Annotated in this window: 21 protein-coding genes and 1 CRISPR repeat array; of the genes, 6 read left to right on the plus strand and 15 right to left on the minus strand. The window is 41.5% G+C overall.

Annotated features, from left to right (window positions below; translation table 11 throughout):
* Positions 1–552 precede the first annotated feature (552 nt).
* A complete protein-coding gene (locus CAL7507_RS14285) occupies positions 553–807 on the plus strand; it encodes a DUF6761 family protein (protein WP_015129182.1) in 255 nt (84 codons plus the stop codon).
* Between the two features lie 363 nt (positions 808–1,170).
* Here CAL7507_RS14285 and grxD read toward each other — a convergent pair whose 3' ends face one another.
* The 3 genes from grxD to CAL7507_RS14300 all read right to left on the minus strand — a co-directional run bounded on the left by grxD (position 1,171) and on the right by CAL7507_RS14300 (position 2,702).
* Positions 1,171–1,494 (minus strand): Grx4 family monothiol glutaredoxin, encoded by a 324-nt coding sequence (gene grxD, locus CAL7507_RS14290; protein WP_015129183.1) that lies wholly within the window; start codon positions 1,492–1,494, stop codon positions 1,171–1,173.
* 94 nt (positions 1,495–1,588) lie between these two features.
* Positions 1,589–1,846 (minus strand): BolA family protein, encoded by a 258-nt coding sequence (locus CAL7507_RS14295; RefSeq protein WP_015129184.1) that lies wholly within the window; start codon positions 1,844–1,846, stop codon positions 1,589–1,591.
* 244 nt (positions 1,847–2,090) lie between these two features.
* A complete protein-coding gene (locus CAL7507_RS14300) occupies positions 2,091–2,702 on the minus strand; it encodes a hypothetical protein (RefSeq protein ID WP_015129185.1) in 612 nt (203 codons plus the stop codon).
* A gap of 299 nt (positions 2,703–3,001) precedes the next feature.
* Here CAL7507_RS14300 and CAL7507_RS14305 point away from each other — a divergent pair, with 299 nt between their 5' ends.
* The gene (locus tag CAL7507_RS14305) at positions 3,002–5,104 is read left to right on the plus strand and encodes a S8 family serine peptidase (RefSeq protein ID WP_015129186.1); all 2,103 of its coding nucleotides are present in this window, start codon (positions 3,002–3,004) and stop codon (positions 5,102–5,104) included.
* Between the two features lie 156 nt (positions 5,105–5,260).
* Here CAL7507_RS14305 and CAL7507_RS14310 read toward each other — a convergent pair whose 3' ends face one another.
* Together CAL7507_RS14310 and tadA are read right to left on the minus strand one after the other, a co-directional pair.
* Complete coding sequence (locus tag CAL7507_RS14310) at positions 5,261–6,031, minus strand: 1-acyl-sn-glycerol-3-phosphate acyltransferase (RefSeq protein WP_015129187.1); 771 nt, start codon at positions 6,029–6,031, stop codon at positions 5,261–5,263.
* Between the two features lie 111 nt (positions 6,032–6,142).
* Entirely contained in the window at positions 6,143–6,625 is a 483-nt protein-coding gene (gene tadA, locus CAL7507_RS14315) for a tRNA adenosine(34) deaminase TadA (protein ID WP_015129188.1), read from the minus strand.
* A gap of 350 nt (positions 6,626–6,975) precedes the next feature.
* Between tadA and CAL7507_RS14325 the strand changes: the two genes are divergently transcribed.
* Positions 6,976–7,587, plus strand: coding sequence for a hypothetical protein (locus CAL7507_RS14325; RefSeq protein WP_015129189.1), 612 nt, complete (start codon positions 6,976–6,978; stop codon positions 7,585–7,587).
* A gap of 380 nt (positions 7,588–7,967) precedes the next feature.
* Here the strand turns inward: CAL7507_RS14325 and CAL7507_RS14330 are convergent, their stop codons facing one another.
* From CAL7507_RS14330 to CAL7507_RS14375, 10 genes are all read right to left on the minus strand, one after another.
* Entirely contained in the window at positions 7,968–8,345 is a 378-nt protein-coding gene (locus CAL7507_RS14330; protein WP_015129190.1) for a hypothetical protein, read from the minus strand.
* Between the two features lie 44 nt (positions 8,346–8,389).
* Positions 8,390–9,671: direct repeats of the CRISPR family, unit length 37 nt; unit sequence GTTTCAATCCCTGATAGGGATTTAAGTTAATTGGAAC.
* Positions 9,672–9,925: 254 nt separating this feature from the next.
* Positions 9,926–10,198, minus strand: coding sequence for a CRISPR-associated endonuclease Cas2 (gene cas2, locus CAL7507_RS14335; RefSeq protein WP_015129191.1), 273 nt, complete (start codon positions 10,196–10,198; stop codon positions 9,926–9,928).
* Positions 10,199–10,306: 108 nt separating this feature from the next.
* A complete protein-coding gene (cas1d, locus tag CAL7507_RS14340; protein WP_015129192.1) occupies positions 10,307–11,311 on the minus strand; it encodes a type I-D CRISPR-associated endonuclease Cas1d in 1,005 nt (334 codons plus the stop codon).
* 121 nt (positions 11,312–11,432) lie between these two features.
* Positions 11,433–12,023 carry a CRISPR-associated protein Cas4 gene (gene cas4 / locus CAL7507_RS14345; RefSeq protein WP_015129193.1) on the minus strand — a complete coding sequence of 197 codons (591 nt, stop codon included), beginning with the start codon at positions 12,021–12,023 and terminating at the stop codon, positions 11,433–11,435.
* A gap of 16 nt (positions 12,024–12,039) precedes the next feature.
* Positions 12,040–12,861 (minus strand): CRISPR-associated endoribonuclease Cas6, encoded by an 822-nt coding sequence (gene cas6, locus CAL7507_RS14350; protein WP_015129194.1) that lies wholly within the window; start codon positions 12,859–12,861, stop codon positions 12,040–12,042.
* On the minus strand, positions 12,839–13,471 hold the full coding sequence (locus CAL7507_RS14355) for a 2OG-Fe(II) oxygenase (protein WP_015129195.1): 633 nt from the start codon (positions 13,469–13,471) through the stop codon (positions 12,839–12,841). The genes cas6 and CAL7507_RS14355 overlap by 23 nt, the downstream gene beginning before the upstream one ends.
* A gap of 76 nt (positions 13,472–13,547) precedes the next feature.
* Positions 13,548–15,830, minus strand: a complete 2,283-nt coding sequence (gene cas3 / locus CAL7507_RS14360; protein WP_015129196.1) for a type I-D CRISPR-associated helicase Cas3' — start codon at positions 15,828–15,830, stop codon at positions 13,548–13,550.
* Positions 15,823–16,581 (minus strand): type I-D CRISPR-associated protein Cas5/Csc1, encoded by a 759-nt coding sequence (gene cas5d, locus CAL7507_RS14365; protein WP_015129197.1) that lies wholly within the window; start codon positions 16,579–16,581, stop codon positions 15,823–15,825. Before cas5d ends, cas3 begins: the two co-directional genes overlap by 8 nt.
* 3 nt (positions 16,582–16,584) lie before the next feature.
* Complete coding sequence (gene cas7d / locus CAL7507_RS14370; protein WP_015129198.1) at positions 16,585–17,613, minus strand: type I-D CRISPR-associated protein Cas7/Csc2; 1,029 nt, start codon at positions 17,611–17,613, stop codon at positions 16,585–16,587.
* 20 nt (positions 17,614–17,633) lie between these two features.
* Positions 17,634–20,327, minus strand: coding sequence for a CRISPR-associated protein Csc3 (locus tag CAL7507_RS14375; RefSeq protein ID WP_015129199.1), 2,694 nt, complete (start codon positions 20,325–20,327; stop codon positions 17,634–17,636).
* Between the two features lie 182 nt (positions 20,328–20,509).
* Between CAL7507_RS14375 and CAL7507_RS14380 the strand changes: the two genes are divergently transcribed.
* The 3 genes from CAL7507_RS14380 (at position 20,510) to CAL7507_RS14390 (ending at position 23,767) form a co-directional block, all read left to right on the plus strand.
* Positions 20,510–21,373: a WYL domain-containing protein gene (locus tag CAL7507_RS14380; protein WP_015129200.1), complete on the plus strand. Its 864-nt coding sequence runs from the start codon at positions 20,510–20,512 to the stop codon at positions 21,371–21,373.
* Positions 21,374–21,576: 203 nt separating this feature from the next.
* Positions 21,577–21,876: a hypothetical protein gene (locus CAL7507_RS14385; protein ID WP_015129201.1), complete on the plus strand. Its 300-nt coding sequence runs from the start codon at positions 21,577–21,579 to the stop codon at positions 21,874–21,876.
* Between the two features lie 601 nt (positions 21,877–22,477).
* A complete protein-coding gene (locus CAL7507_RS14390; RefSeq protein ID WP_015129202.1) occupies positions 22,478–23,767 on the plus strand; it encodes a glucose-1-phosphate adenylyltransferase in 1,290 nt (429 codons plus the stop codon).
* The last annotated feature ends 15 nt before the right edge of the window (positions 23,768–23,782 follow it).

Raw genomic sequence — 23,782 nt, forward strand, 5'->3', positions numbered from 1 at the left:
GTGGCAAGACCCCTTTGCGTCGATGATTTTCAAAGTAACAAGCCCCTGTCTAAGGTTTTGTAGTCTTTGTTACTCCCATTACTATTAGCTTTACATTTTCTTATAGCAAAAGCGGCAAAAAGTTTAACTCATGCTTCACTCTCAGCCAATTAGTAATATTCTTAAATTTTTGTTAGACTTATCAAAACCAGTTCTGCTAAATCGTCCTACTCCTAGAGGAGGATAATGCACCAAAAAACTATCACCAAACAAGCTAATTATTACCAAATCTCTCTCCCGGCTCTATGGTGAAAGCTAATTGTGTATTGCAGAAGCCGATTTTAACATCCACTAAAATAACCGGGGTGTTGACAGCGGAAACTATAAAAATAGCTTACCAAATAATCATATTCCATGCTTTCTGGAATAGGATAAGAATATTTTGTAGCTGCTCGGGGGTGTTGCCCTAAGTAAACGATTTGATTTTGAGTTGATGCTGAGGGGGAGGTGACACTTCACATTTCAGCGTGAATCATTTACAATTCTCATTCCAAAGAGATTAATACAGCAGTTATGCTCCAAGACACACAAACCATTCGCTATTACCAAAGAATTACCGACGCCTTCGTCGAGCTATGGAATCGCGGTTATCGTACGGATGATATGCGGATGTATTTGGATGGATATCTAGCCGCGCTGCGACAAGGAAACGCCATTGAGCCTTTCCTGATTCATCGTCTAGAGGAAGAAGCCAGCCGTTATTTGTACGATGGCTCAAATTTTGCAATGACTCAAACGCAGCCAGAACCACAACACGATTACTACTAATGCCCTTACCTGACAATTAGCAGCGATCGCTTATCAACGCTGATGATCATAGCATATTATGTGCATTGATCAAGAGATTTAATGGTGTGAAATTTTGGAGATTTTTTTGCTCATCAGCATCCCCTCGCCGCCGTTTTGTATTTCTCATGCGGCTGAGGGGATTTTTAATTAAATTGCTTGGTATGGGTAGGTAGAAGCCAGGAGTTAGGAGTCAGGAGTTAGGGGTCAACAGTTTTCTCCCACATCTAAAGGTATCAAGTTTTTTCATAAAAAACCCTGGAAATGGAGTTACATTTTCCAGGGTGGTAATAGACAGAGTACAGAGTGAGGAGTTGGTAGCAACCTCCTTGTGTCAAAACGATGTTATGAAGCTAGTGCTACTTCTACCAATTCCTGCAATTCACCTTTTTGGTACATTTCGATCAGAATATCTGAACCACCGAGGAATTCACCATTGACATACACCTGGGGAATTGTCGGCCAGTTGGAATATTCTTTAATTCCCTGACGGATTTCGTTGTCTGACAGCACGTCAATGGTTTCAAAGGGAACTCCCAATGTATTGAGTATTTGCACCACGTTGTTAGAGAAACCACACTGGGGCATCAACTTGTTTCCCTTCATGAAAACCAAAATTTTGTTCTCTTGTAACAAGGTGTCAATTTTCTCTTTAAGTTCTGGTGTCATGGTTTTTTTGTTCCCTAATTTTGCTTTATAGTCGAGGGTTGAGGGTCAAGAGTCAAAAGTCAGGATTTTAGCTATGGACTTTGGGCTATTGACTTTACAAAGCTACTGTTGTCTGCCAAGCTTCAGGAGTATATGTTTTTACTGCCAACGCATGGATTGCTTCGGTTGACATAGCTTGTTGCAACGCGCCATATACCAGCTGGTGTTGTTGTACTAGTCTCTTATCGGCAAACTGCGATGAAACTACTGTCACCTGATAGTGGTCACCACCACCTGTCAAGTCCTGTACCTGAACCTGGGCATCTGGCAGTTCCGCTTTGATCATTGCCTCGACTTGTTGCGGACTAATCATCGCAATTCCTGAAAAAACTTCTTTTCTATTATTAACAGATTAGAGATATGAAGGAGCTGCTTTTGTCAACTAAAAGTTTTGACAAAGTGGGAGTGAGGAGTGGAGGAGGAGGAGAGAAGAGTAGTTTAGGGACTTCCAACTAAAAAAATATCCTATCGCTTTCTTGGCAGGGGGGCAGGGGGAGAAGGAAAAATATTATTTGAGTAAATTGGATAATTTATTTTCTGGAAGTCCTTTAACTGGATTATTTTTTTGATGAGGGAGATGAGTCACTACCAGCTTGTCGGGGATAGGGGGCATCAACGAAGCCCAATTCAAACAGTTGTTGATAGGCTTTTTTGCCCAAATCCCGAGTTGGGTTTTGGCTTTTAATAATTTGCACCAGTAGCGGTACGGCTAGTTCTGGCTGATTTTGCGCCCGATGTACTAGTGCTAGGCGATAGGTGCTTTCGTCTCGCAGTTGAGCGGTGTCTAGCGCTCTTTTACGCTGGGAATCAGAAACTCTGTTGTCAATTCCAGAAAAGCTAGAGTTGAGATCCTGATAAAAATTAGATAGCTGGTTAAAAACCTGACGTGCTTCTTGGAGTTTCTTGGCAGCCACGTCATATTTTTGGGCTGAGACAGCAGTTTCTGCTTCCTTGAGGAGACGATTGCCGCTGTCAATGCTCAATAGGCTGTTAGTTTGGGTTATTGGACGGAGGGTATTCGGATCGTTGGGGTCAAGGGGTTGTTGTGGTAGGTTAGGACTGCTGGATGGCTTTTGTGCTTGAGCTGGAATAGGTGATAGCAGACTAAGGGCTGCTATAAGCGATAAGGAAGTGAAGCGAATCCTGGGAACAGCTGCTGCTAAGTTCATGGGGTCAATTCGTGCGACAAATATATAAATTAACAGTTATCAGTTATCAGTTATCAGTTATCAGTTTCATTGCTTGGGTAACGTCAGGCGTTGGTGCGCCATAAAACCACACCATACTCCCTTGCCTAGTGTTCACTGTTTACTGTTCACTGTTCACTGATTTAATGGAAACTTCGGGTATCTTAACTCTGTTTTTGTTTTTGACAAAGCAGAGTTACATACTAAGTTGCTATAAATTGAGACTGAAAATCAGTTTAATTGAGTTCCCATAGCCCTATATAGTAATTAAAAGTTTCCCTATGAGCGATCGCATTAATTCCTCTGATTTTGCCAATACGGGTATGCTAGTTAGTAGTCTAGGATTAATCTTACAACGCGGTGGTGAAGAATTAAGTTTAGAAAAAGCTGGCGATCGCTTCACGGTTCGTCTGGCCAGCAAATTAACACCACAAAAATTATCCCAGTTGAGTTGGGGTGTTTGGCAGCGGAGTATTCCCCCAGCACAAATTGAACTGTTTCAGGTTGCACCAAAGCAGTTAGAGGCGGCGATGTCTCAAGCCCGTGCTGCGGAAAATGTGGCTTTTGCTAGTCATGTTTACACAATCACGGGTAATCCGGGGACGTTTGTTTATCTGAATGAGCAAATTACCATTCAGTTTGCTTCTGGGGTTGAGGCTGCCCAGATTAACGCTATTACAGCCACATTCAACTTGATGCAAGACAAACCTGTCCTGGGAGTGCCTAATACTTTCGTGTTTCTTGTCAGCAAACAAGCAACTGCAAATCCCATCAAAATTGCTAATCAGTTGCAAGGACTCAAGGAAGTTTTAGCTGCTGAACCTAACATTTTTGTGCAACCTGAGCCACACTACAAACCTCGTGACACACTTTATTCCCAGCAATGGTATCTCAACCACAATGGTGGTAATCAGTTGGCTGTGGGTTCTCATATCTCTGTGGAAAAAGCTTGGGATATTACTCGCGGTGTGCGTTCTGTAGTTGTGGCGGTGGTGGATGATTCTTTTGATTTAAACCACCCAGATTTTCAAGGGAGTGGAAAGATTGTAGCTCCCAGAGATTTTAAGGACAATGACTTTTTACCTTTACCTGGGGATGAGGAAGCGAGTCACGGTACGGCTTGTGCTGGGTTAGCAGTGGCGGAAGAAAATGGTGCGGGAATTGTGGGGGTTGCTCCTGGTTGTGCGTTCATGCCGATTCGGACAACTGGGTTTTTAGATGATAAATCGATTGAAGATATATTCAACTGGGCTATAGAGAAGGGTGCTAGTGTGATTTCTTGCAGTTGGGGCGCATCTGCAGTTTACTTTCCGCTATCTTTGCGTCAACGTGCTGCCATAGCCCGCGCTGCTACCCAAGGGCGCAAGGGTAAAGGTTGTGTGATTCTGTTTGCGGCGGGTAATGCTAATCGCCCAATTGACGGTTCTGTAAATGAGCGCAATTGGCCGAAAAATATTTTATCAGGTAATACAGTGTGGTTAAGTGGTTTTCCTGTACATACAGATGTAATTGCTGTGGCTGCTTCTACTAGTTTGAATAAGAAAGCTGCGTATAGTAATTGGGGGACTAATATTGCGGTATGTGCCCCTAGTAACAATGCCCCACCAGGTATGTGGTTTGAAGAGGCTGGTTTTATGGAAACACAACCGGCGATCGCTAGTTCTCTAACTGGATTGGGAATTTTCACTACCGATCAAATTGGCGCCGCTGGTTATGAACCAGGTAACTTTACCGACAATTTTGGCGGTACTTCTAGTGCGACTCCTGTAGTTGCAGGTGTGGCGGCGCTGGTTTTATCAGCCAATCCTGATTTAACTGCGGGGCAAGTCAAACGGATTTTACAAGAAACTGCCGATAAGATTGTAGATGCTAATCCTGACCCTCAACTCGGTTTGCGTGCCGGGACTTATGATGTTAACGGTCATTCTCAATGGTTTGGTTATGGCAAGATAAATGCCGCGAAAGCTGTGCAAGCAGCATCACAACTACGTGCAGTTGCATCAAGTGGCACAAAGCAGATCGGGGGCAGGAATGATAGCCAGATGGCGATTCCAGACAATAATAGACAAGGGATAAAAAGTGCGATCGCTATTTCTGAGCCGAATACAGTTCAAAATATTCAAGTAACAGTTAATATCACCCATGATTTTCTTGGTGATTTAGAAATTTATTTAATTGCGCCTAATAATCAACAAGTGTTGTTGCAAAATCGTACCCTAGGTCGCCGCACCGATTTACAAACAACCTACACAATGCGATCGCACCCAGCCCTGAGACAGCTACTATCTTTATCGGCTAAAGGAAAATGGCAGTTATGGATCACCGACTATGCACCACAAGATGTCGGGAGATTAAATAGCTGGGAATTAAATTTAGAAACATAGTCTTTAGAGGGACTGGGGACTGGGGACTGGGGACTGGGGACTGGGGACTGGGGATTGGGAGATAATAACGTTGACAAATGACCAATGACAAATGACCAATGACCAATGACCAATGACAAATGACAAATGACAAATGACAAATGACAAATGACCAAATCAAGAATTAGGAATTTCTGCAAATGCATGAGTAGTGATTTCTGATTCTTGGTGGTTTAATTGTTGCAACACCTTGGCTAAGTCAGCAGTCAGGTGTTGAGCATTTTGTTTTATACAACCGTTAGTATAATCGGCGACTTTTATAGACGGAGCAATGTGAATAGTCACGTCTGTACCCCAATGGGGATAACGTTGGCTGTAATTGATGCTGATGGGTATTACTTTAACTCCCAGTCCGGGTTGACTAAATTCAGCACTCAACGCCAAACGTCCAATTCCGGGCTTTAATGGGTGAACTTCACCATCACGATAAATATCGCCTTCGGGAAAAATCACCAAAGTTTTCCTTTGTAGCAGTAAATCAACTCCGTGTCGCAGAGTTCTAATGGATGGGTGTTTAGGATCTACAGGAAATCCCCCTAAGCGGCGCACAAACCAGCCTTGTAGTCCTTGACATTCAGTAATAGTCACCATGAAACGCAAGTCTTTTGCTGTCATACAACCCATAGCCGCATAGGGTACAAGTAGAGCATCCCAACGCGCTCGGTGGGTGGGAGCGAGAATCACAGGGCCAGATTCGGGAATATGTTCTTGCCCAACGATGTTAATGCGACGGAAGAAAAATGGTAGAAGAAAGTGGCGTCCTAATAGATACGCCAGAGGACTTAACCAAGGCGAAACCCAAGAGGTAGTATGAGCCACCTGAGCTTTTGCTGGGGTATTCGCTGGTATTCGCTGGCGGGTAGGGTCTGCAGAGTAAAATTCCATCATGACGGTGGCGGCTGATTGTTCGGTAAAATATCACGAAACCTTGATTAGTTACACCGTAGATTTTCTTCCGTGACTTGTGTCTTGCCCATTGGACAGTTTTACCTCTGTCTGCTAATTTGGCTTTCGTCGGGTAGCAAACCAAGCTTGCAACTGCTGACGACAAACTGACTCTAAAACGCCTCCAATGACGTTCAGTCGGTGATTAGAGGCAGCACCATCGGGGATATTGTCAACAGTACGAATTGCGCCAGTTTTTGTATCGTCCACTCCGTATACCAGCAATCCTATACGGGCATGAACGATCGCACCTGCACACATCGGGCAAGGTTCTAATGTTACATAAAGAGTACATTGATGCAGACGCCAACTCTGTAACATTTGAGCAGCTGCCCTGATAGCGCAAATTTCCGCATGAGCCGTAGGGTCGTTGTCGCGTTCTTTCCTATTTTCGCCCTCCCCAAGCAAATTACCCGATGCATCGACAATCACAGCCCCAACAGGGACTTCACCAGCATCACCAGCCGCTTGCGCTATTTCTAAGGCTCGACTCATCCATTTTTGGTGTATGAGATATTCTTCGTATTCGAGTGACATAGGGACTGAGGATTGGGGACTGGGGACTGGGGAATGGGGACTGGGGAATGGGGACTGGGGACTGGGGAATGGGGACTGGGGACTGGGGACTGGGGACTGGGGAATGGGGACTGGGGAATGGGGACTGGGGACTGGGGACTGGGGACTGGGGACTGGGGACTGGGGACTGGGGACTGGGGACTGGGAAATAAGTTTTGACTCTTGACTCTTGACTCTTGACTCTTGACCCTTGACCCTTGACCCTTGACTCTTGACCAATGAAATAATTATTTTAAAAAACGGGAAGACTATGGTTACGCCCTGCTGTTAGCAATTAACGGGGGAATTTCCATGTAAGTCCTGAATAGACAATGTTAAAAAAACCGCTGTTTACTTTATTGATTCTGCCTTTTTCTCTCATGCCCTGGTTGAGTGTGGGAATGCTTTTTGATTCTCAGGCTAATGCTTTACCAGGACAAAGTACAGAAGAAGTAACTACGTGGATGCAAGCCCATTCAACATTACGCCCCGGACGTGGGGAACAGTTATTTGTGCAAAAAAGTGATACAGCCGCCCAGCGATTCACTTTTTTGGCATCGGTATTACCTCCGGGTAAGGTGGAATTCACCAAAGACCGGAGTAAAATTCGCACTGAACGCATTACCATGTATGATGCGATTAATGGCATCACACTTGATCGCTTTCAGGAATCCTTGCGGGTGATTTATGGGTTAGATATCTATCAAGATTTTAAACGCGCCCAACTGCTTTATGAGTATCCCAACCAGAGTGCAATTAACGCTGCTCGTTTTGCCAAAACTCCAATTAGGGAAGCTTTGCGGGGAGAATTGCGAGTAGGCGATCGCTACGCCTATTGGGTGGAAATTGCCCAACCTAAAGATGGTAAGGCTTTCACTGGTCAAATGACAATTTTGCTCAAAAACGATTTAGACAAGTTGGAAGCGGAATTGCGAAATCGTTAAATCAGTGAACAGTGAACAGTTAAGTAATTGGACAAAACGAGAGGCTGCGCCAACGGGACGCTGCGCGAACGCTCCATTCGCAATGACATTGTGTAATTAATTCTGTCTAACTACTTATAAAGGTTTCAGCCGGGAATTTAACCCCGGCTGAAACACATCACTTTAACGTGAGGCTCCAACTGAGGCGAACCTGCGGAAAGGGCGATTAGAATTAGGGAACTCTAGCTCCCAACTGATACTTCGACTCCCTTCCCTACGGGACGCTCCGCGTAGCTTGCTTCCCTGGAGGAGTACGACTACGCTACTTCGGCTATGCTCAGTACAAGTCGGTACAAGTCAGGGCAAGTCGCTCAGTACAAGTAACTGATAACTGATAACTTTCAGCCTTTTTCTTGTACCCCAAAGCCGCTAACCGGTGGGGTTTGCCATCTATTAGAAAAAATACTTTCAGTTGCTAGAGAAATTCTGAGTAAATCTTCCTTCAGCAGTGGTGGCCACTCAATCCCAGCTTTGCGTCCCGCCGCAAATAGCTGTTGAGCCTTGATACTTAACTGATACAAAGAAAAAGCTAGTTCTCTGTCTAGCGTAGGGGCTTCTTTGAGGGCTTCAAACACGACTTTCAACGCTAACAAAATCGAGGTGATCTGACCAGGTACGGGTGGCCTTCCCTGCTGCATACGCGCTAACAGGGCTTCTGGGTTTTCCTCGGTTGTTGTTGTCTGGTCTATGAGGATTTTGCGAGCTGTTTCGTAATTCATTCACCCAGCTTACCTTAAATTGTGCATCAGTAGTAATACTGAGGTTTTCAATCCTTGATAGGGATTTAAGTTAATTGGAACCTGAATTTGAAAAGTCTCTCAAAGAAGATGAGGGATCTAGTTTCAATCCCTGATAGGGATTTAAGTTAATTGGAACAATAATTGGCAAAGCCTCATCTTTGACGGGCAAGTTTCAATCCCTGATAGGGATTTAAGTTAATTGGAACTTTTACTGAAGAGGCTGAACGTGGCTTCACTGATGTGGTTTCAATCCCTGATAGGGATTTAAGTTAATTGGAACTCGCATGTGATCTCCAAGCTCTTTTTCACTGGCTAGTTTCAATCCCTGATAGGGATTTAAGTTAATTGGAACATATACTCGTATGCTTCTTCTCTGCTTTCGTACTTGGCTGTTTCAATCCCTGATAGGGATTTAAGTTAATTGGAACAAGTTTCACGGTTTATTTTGCGGGTTGATATGGAGTTTCAATCCCTGATAGGGATTTAAGTTAATTGGAACTTAGCTAATCTGTCCCTTGATTTCTCTGAGGAAGAAGTTTCAATCCCTGATAGGGATTTAAGTTAATTGGAACTTGGCATCAACTTAGTTTGTTGAGTGCAAAATCTTGTTTCAATCCCTGATAGGGATTTAAGTTAATTGGAACACGGCAGCATCAAAAGCGATCGCCAAAATGAAGGGCAAGGCTGGTTTCAATCCCTGATAGGGATTTAAGTTAATTGGAACTCAAGCGAATAACATTACCATTGTGTTTGTCAAATGTTTCAATCCCTGATAGGGATTTAAGTTAATTGGAACAAGGTGTTGATCCTATCTCTATATAATCTGTAAATGTTTCAATCCCTGATAGGGATTTAAGTTAATTGGAACGCTGTCCATTGCCATTAGTTAAGCAATATGCTGCGTTTCAATCCCTGATAGGGATTTAAGTTAATTGGAACAAGATTTACAGTCTGTGGGCGATCGCCCGGAAAAGTTTCAATCCCTGATAGGGATTTAAGTTAATTGGAACCTTGCCTTTTTCTATTTTTAGAGGAGGGGTAGCGATTTGTTTCAATCCCTGATAGGGATTTAAGTTAATTGGAACCCAAGGTCTGACAGGAAATTAAAAAGATTGCCAAGTTTCAATCCCTGATAGGGATTTAAGTTAATTGGAACCTGGCTTCTGTACACAGCAGCAAGTCATTGTCTACGTTTCAATCCCTGATAGGGATTTAAGTTAATTGGAACGGTGCTGCTATACTTGGTTGGTAAGCAGGTAGTCCGTAGTGTTTCAATCCCTGATAGGGATTTAAGTTAATTGGAACGCCCGCATCCAGAAGGCTTGATGTATTTGGTTTTCAAGGTTCAATGGTGTCAACCTAGGAATAAGGTAGCTTTTCAGGTGCTGGTTTGTCAAGATAGGAAAGTAGCAAATAAGCTAAAAAGCAGTTGTGATCAGGGTTTCAGGTTTGGTGTCAACCTCTTCAGTGGTTGAATAGGGTTCAAAGTCAATGGGGATAAGGTTTTGAGGGACAAAATTTTATCCTTGCTAAAAAACACCTACAGGTTGACACCCGTTTCAAGCAAAAAAGACAGTGGTATCGATTGGCATTTCGCCGCCGATGCGCTCGATTTTGCCCTGACAGCAAGCACAGAGCGAGTAAAAACGAATGCTGTCTTGGTCAGGTTTGATAACTTTAGCTAAACGCGATCGCAGTTTAGCATATTGAGTTGGTGTCAGTTCGCACTCAAATACAGAATATTGCATCCACTGTCCGTAAGATTTGAGAATTTTATGAATTTTCGTGCGCCGCTTGTCTTCTGAGATGTCGTAGGAAATGACTAGATACATCGGGAATGGGGAATAGGGAATGGAGAATAGAGAATTAGGAGACAGAATTTTATTCCTGACTCCTGAATTCTTGGTATTGATTAGATGATGTTTTAAATCTTGGGCTACTTACTTCATAACTAAAGGTGGGTATTGGTGAATTTCTCCTAGCAGATATTTGGCAAGTAATCGGGCTTGAATCTCGAAAGTTTCTTGATAGGTGTATTGCTTTTGCAGTACTGGGTGCTTGAATTTATCTTGCTTCTTTTCTTGATATAGTCGCAGGAAAATGTGTAATCCTTCTTTAGTAAGTGAAACTGCATTACTGACTGGTTCGGTGATAAAATCTTTTGGTGCTAGCATCCGCCGATTAATCGCTGTGAGTACAACAGCATCTACGATTAAAGGGCGAAATTCTTCCATTAAATCTAGTGCTAAAGAAGGTCTACCATAACGCTCCGTATGCAAGTATCCTAGGTAAGGGTCAAAGCCAACAATATTTAAAGCTCCTTGGATATCGTGGCGGAGTAAGGAATAGCCTAGACTTAAAAGTGAATTAACTGGATCTAGAGGAGGGCGACGGTTGCGAGTAGAAAAGTTAAAATTATCAACACGAATTAGTTGATTAAAACAACCAAAATAGGCGGCACTACCAGCACCTTCAAAGCCTCTGATAGAATTAATGGAGTTGGCTTTTTCAAGGGATGCGATCGCATTCGCTAATTGAGTGATACCAGCATTCAAATCTAGTTCGGAATAGCGGCGTTGTGCCTGTGACAATGCATAGCGATAATTTTTCAGTTTACCTCTGACGAAACCTTGGGTAACGTGAATTGCTTGTGCTGTTTCGCCGGCGGCTTTCCATTGAGCGGAACGGACAAAAATATTTTTACTCATTTCTGATTCTAAGCGGGCGATATATTTACCTGAGCTAGTGAGAAAAGTTAGGGGAATTTTTTGGTTAACTAGTTCGGCGATCGCTAGGGGAGAAATGCTGGCTCTTCCCATAATCACTAAGCCGTCAATTTTAATTAAAGGTACGTCTAAAATTGTCTTTTTCTCAAATTTGACGTTTAGGCGTTCGTCTGTTTTGCCAATAAAAGCATCATCTTGTGTGATATAAACTGTTCCCATGATTTCACCTGAGATTTACAACTTTTTCTGAAAGTAATTGTTGAAATCCTGATATTTATAATTTGTTTTGATGACAATGTCTGGATGTCGGTGGGCAGTGCCCACCCTACAAATTACAAATTTAGTTAGCTTCTTGATAGCTTTTCATTTTATCTATTGCTTTAGGCAAACATTGTGAATAAAGACTGCATCCTTCACAGCGTTTGCTATAAACTGCTTTGGGCATTATGCCTGTTTCGATGATATTTGTGACAGATTGAATGGTAGCGATCGCACTCTGTCGTAACTCTGCATTAATCTCTACTAATTGTCGTTGGTGAGAGTGGGCATAATATACATATCCAATGGTGATTGTTTTCCCTGTCATCTCTTCTAAACATAAAGCTTGGGCACAAACTTGTAGCTCATCATTATCCCATTCGCCTTTACGTCCCCGTTTATATTCGACTGGATAAAATTCACCAGATTCTAACTCAATTAAGTCAGATTTTCCGATTAGTTGGTATTTTTCAGATTTCAACCAAATTGCTCGAACTTGCCAAGTTTCTTCTCGCTGTCCTTCGCCGGTTGTGTGGACGCGATCGTGTAAACTTGTGCCTTCAATTGTGTATTGATTATCGGTAAATTCGCCAGCGCAAAACATCCGCCAACAACGATGCGGACAATAAGCGTATTGATTCAATGCCGCAATTGGAATATATTCAGTGTTCATAATCAGTTATCAGTTATTAATTCAAATGCCGCGTCATTCCCATCCCCATTGTGGTTTTGCGCCCAACACCTGCATATAATGCAAAGTCAGATAAAGCATTAATTTGCTTAATTTGTATTGGTTCGACTTCTCCCAATAAGCGATAGTTAATTTCTCCCAAAATGCCAATAAATTTACTGCGGGAGTCGGCTAATATTTCTGTATGAATGTTGATAAATGAGGGGAAGATTGACTCGATGGCAATGTCGAAAAACTCGATACCACTGTATTTATTCCACCGTGCTAGGAGGGAGTTAAAAACACATTCTCTGGTGGGGAGAGTTGTATCAAATTTTCCTTGTCGGAATGCGGTGGGGGTGGAAAATGTGAGGCGAATTGTGGTTTCGCGATCGCTGGCTTGCTCGTACAATTGAGTGTAGCTACTGGCATTTGCCCAAGGTTGGATAGATTGGGGTGTGCCTTGAATGCTCGTAATATACAAGTCTGCGGGGCCAAGATGCCAAGGGTGATTGGGATTAAGATTTAGCCATAGTTGGGTAAGTTGGCTAAAGAGAGTGTCATCTAATAAAGAGATGCGCCACCAACAGGGTGAACCAGCGGGAATTGGTTGTTGATGTGAATATTGCAATTGAGATCCCCTTTTAGACAGGGGGGAGTTAGTTTGTAGGGGCGAGAGGGTGAAAGCTTTGTCAGCGTTAGAGTCGTGGAGGCGATCGCCTAATGTCTTATCTACAGAACTAACGAGGGTTAAAAATAGGGCGTGGAGATGTCTGCCAGTGAGATACTGGGGTGGTATGGGCGACTGGGGAAGCAGGTTAAGGACTAGGCTGTGGGGCATACTTTTTTTGCTTTTTTGTAGACTGAGTAACCCTGGATTCTACAGTAAACTCTGGTATGTCTCGGAGTTCAGCATCGCTTAAATTATACTGCTCACAAACTAAACTCAAACGATTTCCGGGTGTTTTCACGGCGTTTATAGAGTGGGTTAAATCACCTTGGAAGTAAACCAGAGTACTGATTTGCGGTTTAATTTGTCCAAGTTGGCGTTTTTGTGACTTGAGTACTAGTTCTCCCCCTTCCATATCCGCTGGTACTCTCACGTAGAGTACACTGACAACTGCAGGCGGTTCAATGGTTTTACAGTAGGAACGGAGTGAGCGATCAATGTGTGGATCGACACGTGAGCCTTCTTTGAGCAGTAACGGGTTGAGGTAAAAAGCGTTACAACTGGGTTGGAGAGCCAAATCTAGGTAAGGCTGGAAGTAGGGAAACTTTTGTTCTACCGTGGAGATATGCGATCGCCTAAATACCACAGAAAATCCTTTTGTACCGACAAAATCGCGGTTGAGGTTGTTGATTGCAAAGTAAGGACAAGCATGGATTTCTCCCCACAAGTTGTTGAGGTAGTCGCTGGGTAAGGCGTTGGGTTGTTGCTGGTAATGTTTCACGGGGGATGTGAGAGAAATATGCTTATAAATCGATGTTCTACAAATTCTCGCACCATTGGTGCGAGAATTTAATTATTTATCCCGCAATAAAAACTTCATCATCTGGAAGACGTAGCTGTTTAAACTTCATTGCCATTGTTAAAATTCCTGACAAGCCTGAAAAAAATCTATATTCTTTCTCAATATCATTGCAAATAATGTTTATTGGATAAGAAATAATTCCTTGCTTGTTTAATTGGAAAATAACAGCAGCATTTGTTCTTGGGCAAATAATTACTCCTGGCAAAAGATACCTATTCAAAGATTTTATTTGGTCTGTGGGTCGTGTTCCTCCTCCAAGAGTGCGGATAATTCGACAATTTTTAAAAGCTGTTAATTTGTTCAGTTCTGTACTGATAAATTCTTGCCAGTTATCAGTGTAGCGTAATTCAAAACTCAATTGATAAGTTTCAGTAGCACGACTGGTGACTTCAATATAATCACCATTTTGGACAAATTCGTAATAGCGTAATAAATGAAAAGGATCTAGTCTTGTTTCCTCTGATTCATCTAGAATAAAACCATGAGGGTCACGAATGGAAAGACTTTCAAATAGACTAGAACGAAAACTAAATAAAGGTGCATAGCTTGTACTAAAAACTTCAGCAAATTCTTTTAACTCAGCTAGTGCCTCTTCATCTTTTTGAAATAAATCTACGTATTCGTCTAAAGTTGTACGTCCAGCTTGTAAGTCATCCCAATCTTCAGGAAATTTAGCCTTGATAAAGGTTCTGACAAAAGCCTGACCACCTTTGATATACTTCCAATCTTTTTTGATTTCTTTGGGAGTTTTTTTCGCAATAGCTTCAGCGCCTCGTAAAAGTTTCATTCTATAGCGATAATCATCCCAAGTTCTATTTCCTTCAAAAATAGATTTTAGAGTATTGAATAACTCCAAAATCAATTTTTCTTCAGCTAAACCTTCAAGCATTTCTTCCAATTCCAACAAGGGACGGGCAATTTCTAGAAATGCTTCTGAACGCCAGTAAGCTTTTAAAAAAGGCTTGTCTAAGCAGGGAAGTGTTTCAAGTAAGTCTTTTAGCGCTGTACGTTCCCCAGTAGTATCTAGAGAGGTTAAACCTTCTTCCCAAGCGTTAGCAGGTAAGTATGCAATGGCCTCTGAATCAATATTAGTTTCAGATTTACCCAAAACACGCCCTACTCTACCAATTCTCTGCCAAAATGCAGCGCGATCGCGTGCTGAAAAAATCAACCAATCTAAATTTTGCCGTTTCGGTTCAGGATGTCTTTCAAAATTAAATCCTACATCTACAGTGCTAGTAGCCAAAATGATTTGACACTGCATAGCCCTTTGTCTATCTTTTTTGGGTGCAGGGCCAGTTATACGCCCAATGTAATCACCAATTCCTCGCTGTCGCAGTAAATCTGATAGACGATTAATATTATCAAGAGAGTCAAGAATTACAGCACCATTTTCGTCAGGTCTTTCTCGAAAACGTTGGACAATTTCTGCTGCTAACTCTGCTAACCACTCTTCCTTACTATCTGGTTTTGGTCTTAATTCCAGATTAACTCCTGTTTGTGACTGTAAAAGATTAATATTACCTGCTTCTCCATCAATTCTTGCTATTTTCACACCAGCCTGTTTTAAATTCTGCAATGCTAATTCACAAGCTGGTTCTGGTGTCGCTGTCAGCAATACTACTTTGCGTCCGTTCTCAAAAAAGCGAAAAACTTGAGAATAAGCGAGATAAAACAGCATTCCTACTAGCTGTTTAGCATCGTAGAGGTGAAATTCATCAAAAATGACTGTCGAAAATTTGGTGTAAAAACTACTGGCGATATTACCTCTATCTAAGTTGTTATATGCAAAGAAAGTTGCATAGTAAAAGATATCAGGATTTGTGACTAAAATGATGGGCGTATTAGCCCCAACATCAGGAAAAACTGTAGCTGGATTCCGTAATACGTTATACAGCTTTTCCCCTGAACGACTGCCAACTTTATCGTTAGACCAGCTTTTAATATCTTTAGCAGAAGCTGATTTGACTATATGAGGTAAGTTAGCCTCCTTAACAAACTTTTTTGCGGCTTCTGTTTGCTGTTCAATTAAAGCATTAGTTGGAGCAATGTAAACAGCACTTTTATTTGGCTGATGTTTTAATACTGTTAGCCCTGCATTGGTTTTACCTGTGCCAGTTGGTGCTAAATCAAGGATAATATCTGCATCCTTAGATTGTTCAAATACATCAACTTGATGCTGAAGTGCATTCCCCATAAAAGAAAGTTCATCTGGCAAAGATGCACAAGCTGAAATACTGCGCGGTTCTAATCTGATAACTAATTTTTGATTACTCATTGTTACTTTCTCTACCGCAAAAATGTAAACCTGCTGGTATAACCATTTCCCCAACTTGCCAAGCAGCACCCCGAAAACGAAGATTTTTAATGATGGGTGCAGGAGGAATAGAAATTAAATCGAATGCTAAAGCCTCTATTTGCTGTGGTAAATCAGCAGCATTTAGATAATGTTGACTTTGATATTCACTTTCTGGTAGTAAAGTCACAGGAAATTCATTCAGCACATTCACCTTGACTTTACTCATGAATTTCCCAAGGCGAATATAATTTGGTAATTGGTAATTTCCAAATACCAGAGTTTGAAATTTGTTTCTGCGTTCAATCATTCGCAGTCTTCCAGTTTGCGGAAAATTACTTGGTCTAAATGAACTTGGTTTTTTACCTTGGCGTTGTAATGGTAAATCTTCCCGCGCAGTCGCAACACGGTTATTAGTCATTGCATACCAGTAAGAATCAGAAAGAGCATTGAAACGTTCAAATCTGAATGTCACTCTACCTACTGGTGAAGCTGGTAAGATATAAAAATCTTGTGCGATTGGTTGCAAATCTTCTTTGTAGGTTGGTCGTCCTGTAGCCTGACCTTGGAGGCGATAGGGGGAATTTACCCAACCTAAAGCATAGGTAAGAGCATAATTCCCAATTACCCCCTCAGTGTAATAGGTATCAGACAACTCCCTAGAGGCAAAAAAGACTGGTTCAAGACAGTATAATTCAACAAGTTTTGCCTGCTGAAAAGGAATTGTTGACATAATCTAAATCTCTACTTCAACTGGTGTATTCTTGCCTTTCGCCTTAGCCTTTTTCTTTTCAGGTGCAACCTGACGGAAGGATTCATAAGATTGCGTTAAACGCTTGAGAAAATTATCACGTTCAGCTTCTGACCAATTAGTTTCTACGTCAGTCACTAAACTTGCTAATTCTTCTTCAGATAGTTGCACAGAAACTCCTCTCTTATTTTTCCAATTAGCAATTACTTGTTTGCTTGCTGTAATTAATTGATTAATATTCAAGGGATGTTCTAAAGGCTTACCTAAGACATCATAAGTAGCTTGTACAAGTTCCAGAGAACTAGGAAGTTCGGTAATACTACCAAATACACCTAATATCTCGTTTTCCATGCGTCCAACACGACTGGAAACTGCACCATAACGACTTGTGAAAAGAATGTTACCGATGATATAGCGCAGTTCATCCGCAGTTACATCTTTTAGGGTGACGACATCCAAAAAATGCACGCCTGGTTTGATGTATTCGCTGGTATTTAAAGCTGTTGAGGCGTTACCTTTTTCATCGCGCATTGTACCAGTTTCGTAGATGGCGTTTATGGTGCGATCGCCTACAACATCACTAGCAGGTAAAATACTAAAAGCGTCTTCAGTCCAAATGCGACTTTTTTGAGCGCCACCCCCACCAGCAGCGAAGCCGTAGAGGAAACAATCTACACACATTTCACAAGGTGCATTAGTATTTAAAGAACAAAGAGAGCCATCTTTAGGGTTGGTGTATAAAAGCTCATGCGCTCTTAAATGTTCTCGTCCGTAGCGTCTTTCTGGGGCTACTTGTTTACGCTTAGTCATTACCAAGCGTTGAATTATAGTTTTTTGATTTTCACCCTCTAAACCAGCTTGGACAAATTCGCTACACATTGGTTCACCTGAACCTTCTGTGCGAAAGATAGTTTCAGAATGGGTTGTTCTTAAAACAACTAAAGTAATAAAACGTCCCTTGGGGAAATTCTCATAACTTGTTGCTAGTACCGAGGAAAGTTTTGAAATGGACATGATGAAAAACTCCTAATTATTTAAACAGTTGTAGTTGTTTCGACTGAATCATCTTTAGATTCACTTTTAAGTTGTTTACGTGCTTCTTCAAGGAAGAATAAATAAGCAGCTTCTAAAGTTTTTTGGTCAGATAAAAACTTTTCAGGACGTGCTGAATAAACCTCCTCATATAGTTTTCGTAATAGCTCGTAATAACGCTTGACCTGTTCATACTTTGTTGCACCTACGCCATGCTCACGGATACGGTCTAAGCGAGTATGATATTGCTGTACTAAAGCAGCAAAAATTACATCTAAACCCAAATAAGCCTTTTGAGAACGAATAGCAGCAATAAAGGCTGTAAACGGTTCTGCTTGAGCAGTTCGTTTAAAAGAACTTCCCCATATTTTTCCTTCTGCTGCAACTTGAGCAGCTTCTCTAAGATATTTAGTTAAGAGTAAGTTTTCATCAGGCATAAAGCTCTCCAGTAAAGTATTTAACGGCTCACAAATGCGACTCCAAATAACGCTCAAATTTGGTTCGTCTTGTTCTCGCAGAGTCCAACGTAACAAGACATAATAAAGTTCAATTGGTCTGACACAAGCACGAGCCAAATCATACAAACAATCATCAGCTTTCTGAATACTTGCAACAGAGGTTGCTAGTTTGCCAATGCAACGTAGTCGCTCAAGAATTTTTTCTGCATCTTGGCGTTGCTGATATTGTCCATTTCCCAATAAAGTTTGCAGTGCAGAAGGAATTCCCTCTATTCGTCCGTAAACATCATTAGATAACTCCACCTCTAGATTGCTACTCAAGACAAAAGGAAAGCCAATATCTAAAGACAGGGAAATTTCTAAAGCAAGCCTCAGTGATTTTAGTAAAGCTAAAGAATTATTAACATCTCCCCAAAGTAAAGGAATAATGACAGATGTATGAACAAAATCAGGACGCTTTGGTAATGCTAAACCGACTACTTTGTTAGCTTTAAATTCAAGCTGATTATCTTTATATAATTTCAATTCATCAATAGTGACAGTACCACCTTCAGCATTTGTCGCTGCAAGTTGTTTTAAAAGCCCACGCCAAATTCTCAACAGTTCTGGAGCAGAACCTTTAGGTAATGCTAAGTGCAAATAAAGCGGGTCTTGTTTTTTAACAGCAGGAAAGTTTGCCCCAACTGCCATTAATTGGTAGGCTAAAGCTGCAATTGAATCTGCTTGTCTTTTCGGTTCAGCACTGATACCACCCGGTAAGCGATTAGAAAAAGCCTGTACTTTTGTACCAGGAGGCATATTATCTGAAATTAGCTCATCTATATCAGTAGAAGTAGAACCTAAAGAGCATCTTTGTCTGGGATTTGCTTCTACATAAGCATTTAAATCATCGCCTCCATTTAACCGAATAGCAAAAGGTAAATTGACCATTCTGCTAACGGCTGCAATCATTTCTTCAGATACTTCTGTTTCTTCAGATATTTGTGTACTTTCTTTTCTTAGCTGGAAAGATTCTTGTAGAGCTTCTTTAATACCCTCAATTCCTTTAACAGCAGCCTTAGCAGCAAATAAAGGTCGCCCATATAGACCTTCAAATGCTTCAAGAGCAGTCCTTTGTTGTTCGGATATTCCCGTATGAACAGCAATTTTATCCCAAATTTCTTTAGGACTTAATTCTGCTTTTCTATAACTGATGTAAGCCGCTTTTAAACCCTCAGAGATGGCGAACTCTTCTCCATTGCTTACAGCTAGTAACCCAAGTTCAGCCGCTTTATTTAATGCGTTTTCACCAGCATTATCTCCCCATTTAGTTACATCTTTAGCAACCTTATCTGATTTATAACCAGCTTTTTTCTTTTCCAAAAGAGCTAGAACATTTACTAATACTTCTTCAATATTTTGCTCAATGGCTTGATGATTAATCTTAATACCATTGTTGGTAGCTCTTACAAGTTTTTCGATATTATTCCCAAAAACTTGGTCAATTTTACTTTGCCAAACAGCAGCTATTTCTTTTGTAAAATCTACGTTTGATAATGCTTCACCTTCAAAAAGTTCGCCATCAGGGAAAATTGCTAAAGGATTTAACCCATACTTTTGCAAAACCTCTTCGCAAGCACCCAGCAACAGGGCTGTAATATAGCCTTTATCTTCAGAGATACTGATTCTAAAAAGGTTACAACTTCGCCCAAAAGCAACAGTTAATTCTTTTTCCAGTTTGCGAAAACGTTGTGCATCTGGAATTCCTAAATCAAATAAGTCCGCAGCTGTAAGCATCGCCGCCCAACGTTCAATATTTGGGTCTTCTGGTAAAAATCTTGCTCCATCGCTGACGTTATGACCTGAATGGCGCTCAATTAGCTTTCTGACTAACTCCAAATCATCTTCTGAGATAACAAAGCTAAGTACACAAGCCTTTTCAAGTTGTTCTCGTAAAAATTCCTGATTTCTAGCCAGGGTTTTAACATTGCGTCCTTTGGTATCTAATTTATTCAGGTCATGTACAGCAGTTGCAGCTAGTAGCAAAGGTCTTTTATCTTCTGGGACTTCTGCGATTCGGCTAACTGTCAAAATGAACTGACACGCAGAATCTAAGTGTTCTGCAAGGGTCGTACCCTTTCTTACGCCGTACTGATGATGATGTGCATGATTTTCGTAAAGCTGGGGGCGAATTTCACTGAAATAAATCTCCTCCAAAGTCTTTGGAAGATTATTCAAAAGCCGATTGCGCTTGGACATATAAAGATACTCCAATCCAAAATCGAGTCTAGGTTGCAAAGTCCACTTTTGAGATGAGTACTTATACTGAGATAACCTGACAAACTCAAGTTATGTCACTGCACTTTTTTGCAACTAGACTATTTATAATTACATCTATGAATATGACACAACTAGCTTAAAAGTGCAAGTACATTTTGTAAATGCCAAGAAAAAAAGAAACGATTACACTGTCAATTCCGCCAGGAACTAAAGAACAACTAGAAGCGATCGCTCGCTGTCTCAATATCAATTGGGGCAAAGAACCCAGTATTTCGGGCTTAATAGTGGCGATCGCACAACAATCTGTAGAGGTCGGAAAGCCCTTTGCGCTTGACTCTAACCAAGTTAATGCCTTACAGCAGGCAATAAAAGCTTTGAATGATGCAGGTCACATAGGAGAAGCACAAACTGTACTTGCACTTTTGCTAGAACGTGGCAATCTCGAAGCACCTCTTCGTCAATTACTGATGAAACAACTTAGTCAACCTATCCAAGAATGGCGAAATACGATAGAAGAACTAAGTAAAGCGAAACAGCCTTTCTACATTCTCTATTCCAACTCTCAAGGTCAGGAATTAGATTACAAAGTTCGTCACGCTGAGGTGCGCTTTTTTGAGAAACGCTTTTATCTCATGATTTGGTGCGAAGAGACAGCAGACGTAGAAAACGATATCCCAGAATTCCCCGAACTTTGGCACAATCGTTGCTTAAGCTTTGAGCGAATCAAGTCTGTTGTCCCGACAAGTGGAGATTGGCGAGGTGAACTTGACTATCTAAAAGTGCAATTACACTTTCGGGGTTGGCTAGCTAAAGCTTATCAACCGAAAGAAGATGACATTGAGGATGACATGATTAATAATGTGCGTCAGGTGGTGCGGCGAGTAGCTAATCCCTTCTGGCTGATTCGAGAAGTTGCACGTTACTGGGAAGATTGCGTGATTGTATCACCAGAGAATGTGCGCGATCGCCTCAAACAAAAACTCCTCACTCTGTGCCAGTTGTACGATATCGAAACCAAGGAATAATATGCAAACTTCACATCATGCAAGATTCTGGAGGTATTTGGGTGCGACTTGAGACTAATTAACTGCTCAAATCTGTAATTAGATGTAGAAATGTGTATATTAAGTCTGTAAAAGGGTAGGTAATTAAAACTTATAAATTTGATAGGTTTAATGTAGGGCAGACTGATAATTGCCTACCCTTTTTACTCAGTCAGGAATTACTTATGAATTATCAGAAGCTAGACGCTGCTCTGGCGATCGCCCTCAATGATGTTCCTAACCCAGAAGAATCGAGTTTGGATGTCTTTATCCATACAGAACCAGTTTTAGATGCTGACGCAGCCGCTGTTCTAGAAAATTTAGGCGTTAGTACTGCTACAACTGGCAAAGATATTTTTACAGCCGCACTTTCACCAAACGCCATTTCTCAGTTATCGGAGCAACCTTGGGTACAGTATCTCAAACTGTCACAACAATTAAGTTTAGTGAATCGGCGGCTAAATCCAGGGAAACTCGGTATTTAATAGGCTTATTGTATTTTCTTGTATAAAGTATTTAGGTAAGACATAAAGAATTTACGGGAAAATAAAATACCAATTTGTAGGGTGTGTGACGCGGTGATAATACATTGAGTTAAGCGATATATAATTTTGTAGCGTCACGCACCAATGATGATTGTAGCTACTTATAGCGGTTCTCTGTCTGATGCAATACAGTCAAGGGCGGGGTTTTCCCGCCCCTACAGGCTTTGCGATTTAAATCTGTAGCTCACTGATCTGAAAACCGCTATATATTGGTACATTATTAATCAGCCAGTCTCTAAGTTGAGCTTTGTTAAATCGAATCCAACATTTATTACAGTCACGGAAAACTCTAAGTAAACTACCTTTAGTGAATCAGGAATCAGGCTTATGAAGTGGCTGACTGTGACAGTTATGTAAGAGTTTCTCCTTGTTTCCAGTATCTATTCATACAATTACAGGTATTTTGCTCATTACGAGCGCAATTCACCACTAAGCACATTCTGTAAAATTCACTCAACAGAATCTTTGATCCCCCCTTACCTGTAGCGGCAGACAGTCCTAAACTGTAGGTGAGAGTTGAAAGGCAGCTGGGAGACATTTTGTGAAAAAAGTTTTAGCAATCATACTTGGTGGTGGCGCGGGGACACGGCTTTACCCGTTAACTAAACTGCGTGCTAAACCCGCAGTACCAGTAGCAGGTAAGTACCGTTTAATCGATATCCCTGTTAGCAACTGCATAAATTCCGAAATATTTAAAATTTACGTCCTAACGCAATTCAACTCAGCTTCCCTGAATCGCCACATTGCCCGCGCCTACAATTTTAGTGGCTTCAGCGATGGCTTTGTCGAAGTTCTAGCAGCACAGCAAACACCAGAAAACCCCAACTGGTTCCAAGGTACTGCTGATGCTGTGCGTCAGTATATTTGGTTGTTGGAAGAATGGGATGCCGACGAATATCTCATCCTCTCAGGCGATCATCTCTACCGCATGGATTACCGCCAATTTATCCAACGACATCGGGAAACTAACGCTGATATTACTCTTTCAGTGATTCCCATAGACGATCGCCGCGCCTCGGACTTTGGCTTGATGAAAATTGATCAGTCTGGGAGAGTAGTTGACTTTAGCGAAAAACCCAAAGGCGAAGCTTTAGCGCAAATGCGCGTCGATACCACTATCCTTGGCTTGAGCAAAGAACAAGCTGAACTCCAGCCATACATCGCCTCAATGGGGATTTATGTCTTTAAAAAAGATGTTTTAGTCAAGTTGTTGAAAGAATCTTTAGAACGGACTGATTTTGGCAAAGAAATTATTCCGGATGCTGCTAAAGATCACAATGTTCAAGCCTACTTATTTGATGACTACTGGGAAGATATTGGAACCATCGAAGCCTTTTATGATGCTAATTTGGCTCTAACTCAACAACCCCTACCACCCTTTAGCTTCTACGATGAAAAAGCCCCAATTTATACCCGCGCTCGTTACTTACCTCCGAGCAAACTTTTAGATTGCGAAATTAAGCAATCGATGATTGGGGAAGGTTGCATTCTGAAAAATTGCCGCATTGAACATTCCGTTTTAGGAGTGCGATCGCGCATTGAAGCTGGTAGCATCATTGAAGATTCTTTAATTATGGGGGCTGACTACTACCAAGCTTCTGTAGAACGCCAATGTAGCTTAGAAAAAGGCAACGTTCCCGTAGGCATCGGCACGGATAGTATTATTCGCCGTGCCATCATTGATAAGAATGCCCGCATTGGCCATAGTGTCAAAATCATCAACAAGGATAACGTCCAAGAAGCAGAGCGCGAAAGTCAAGGCTTCTATATCCGCAGTGGGATTACCGTTGTGCTAAAAAATGCCGTAATTCCTGATGGAACTGTCATTTAAAAGTGCTGAGTTGTG

This window comes from Calothrix sp. PCC 7507, assembly GCF_000316575.1.
Classification (GTDB): Bacteria; Cyanobacteriota; Cyanobacteriia; order Cyanobacteriales; family Nostocaceae; genus Fortiea.

Coding starts and splice junctions, on each gene's coding strand:
- CAL7507_RS14285 (WP_015129182.1), top strand. CDS start 553: ATGCTCCAAGACACACAAACCATTCGCTATTACCAAAGAATTACCGAC.
- grxD (WP_015129183.1), bottom strand. CDS start 1,494: ATGACACCAGAACTTAAAGAGAAAATTGACACCTTGTTACAAGAGAAC.
- CAL7507_RS14295 (WP_015129184.1), bottom strand. CDS start 1,846: ATGATTAGTCCGCAACAAGTCGAGGCAATGATCAAAGCGGAACTGCCA.
- CAL7507_RS14300 (WP_015129185.1), bottom strand. CDS start 2,702: ATGAACTTAGCAGCAGCTGTTCCCAGGATTCGCTTCACTTCCTTATCG.
- CAL7507_RS14305 (WP_015129186.1), top strand. CDS start 3,002: ATGAGCGATCGCATTAATTCCTCTGATTTTGCCAATACGGGTATGCTA.
- CAL7507_RS14310 (WP_015129187.1), bottom strand. CDS start 6,031: ATGATGGAATTTTACTCTGCAGACCCTACCCGCCAGCGAATACCAGCG.
- tadA (WP_015129188.1), bottom strand. CDS start 6,625: ATGTCACTCGAATACGAAGAATATCTCATACACCAAAAATGGATGAGT.
- CAL7507_RS14325 (WP_015129189.1), top strand. CDS start 6,976: ATGTTAAAAAAACCGCTGTTTACTTTATTGATTCTGCCTTTTTCTCTC.
- CAL7507_RS14330 (WP_015129190.1), bottom strand. CDS start 8,345: ATGAATTACGAAACAGCTCGCAAAATCCTCATAGACCAGACAACAACA.
- cas2 (WP_015129191.1), bottom strand. CDS start 10,198: ATGTATCTAGTCATTTCCTACGACATCTCAGAAGACAAGCGGCGCACG.
- cas1d (WP_015129192.1), bottom strand. CDS start 11,311: ATGGGAACAGTTTATATCACACAAGATGATGCTTTTATTGGCAAAACA.
- cas4 (WP_015129193.1), bottom strand. CDS start 12,023: ATGAACACTGAATATATTCCAATTGCGGCATTGAATCAATACGCTTAT.
- cas6 (WP_015129194.1), bottom strand. CDS start 12,861: ATGCCCCACAGCCTAGTCCTTAACCTGCTTCCCCAGTCGCCCATACCA.
- cas3 (WP_015129196.1), bottom strand. CDS start 15,830: ATGAGTAATCAAAAATTAGTTATCAGATTAGAACCGCGCAGTATTTCA.
- cas5d (WP_015129197.1), bottom strand. CDS start 16,581: ATGTCAACAATTCCTTTTCAGCAGGCAAAACTTGTTGAATTATACTGT.
- cas7d (WP_015129198.1), bottom strand. CDS start 17,613: ATGTCCATTTCAAAACTTTCCTCGGTACTAGCAACAAGTTATGAGAAT.
- CAL7507_RS14375 (WP_015129199.1), bottom strand. CDS start 20,327: ATGTCCAAGCGCAATCGGCTTTTGAATAATCTTCCAAAGACTTTGGAG.
- CAL7507_RS14380 (WP_015129200.1), top strand. CDS start 20,510: ATGCCAAGAAAAAAAGAAACGATTACACTGTCAATTCCGCCAGGAACT.
- CAL7507_RS14385 (WP_015129201.1), top strand. CDS start 21,577: ATGAATTATCAGAAGCTAGACGCTGCTCTGGCGATCGCCCTCAATGAT.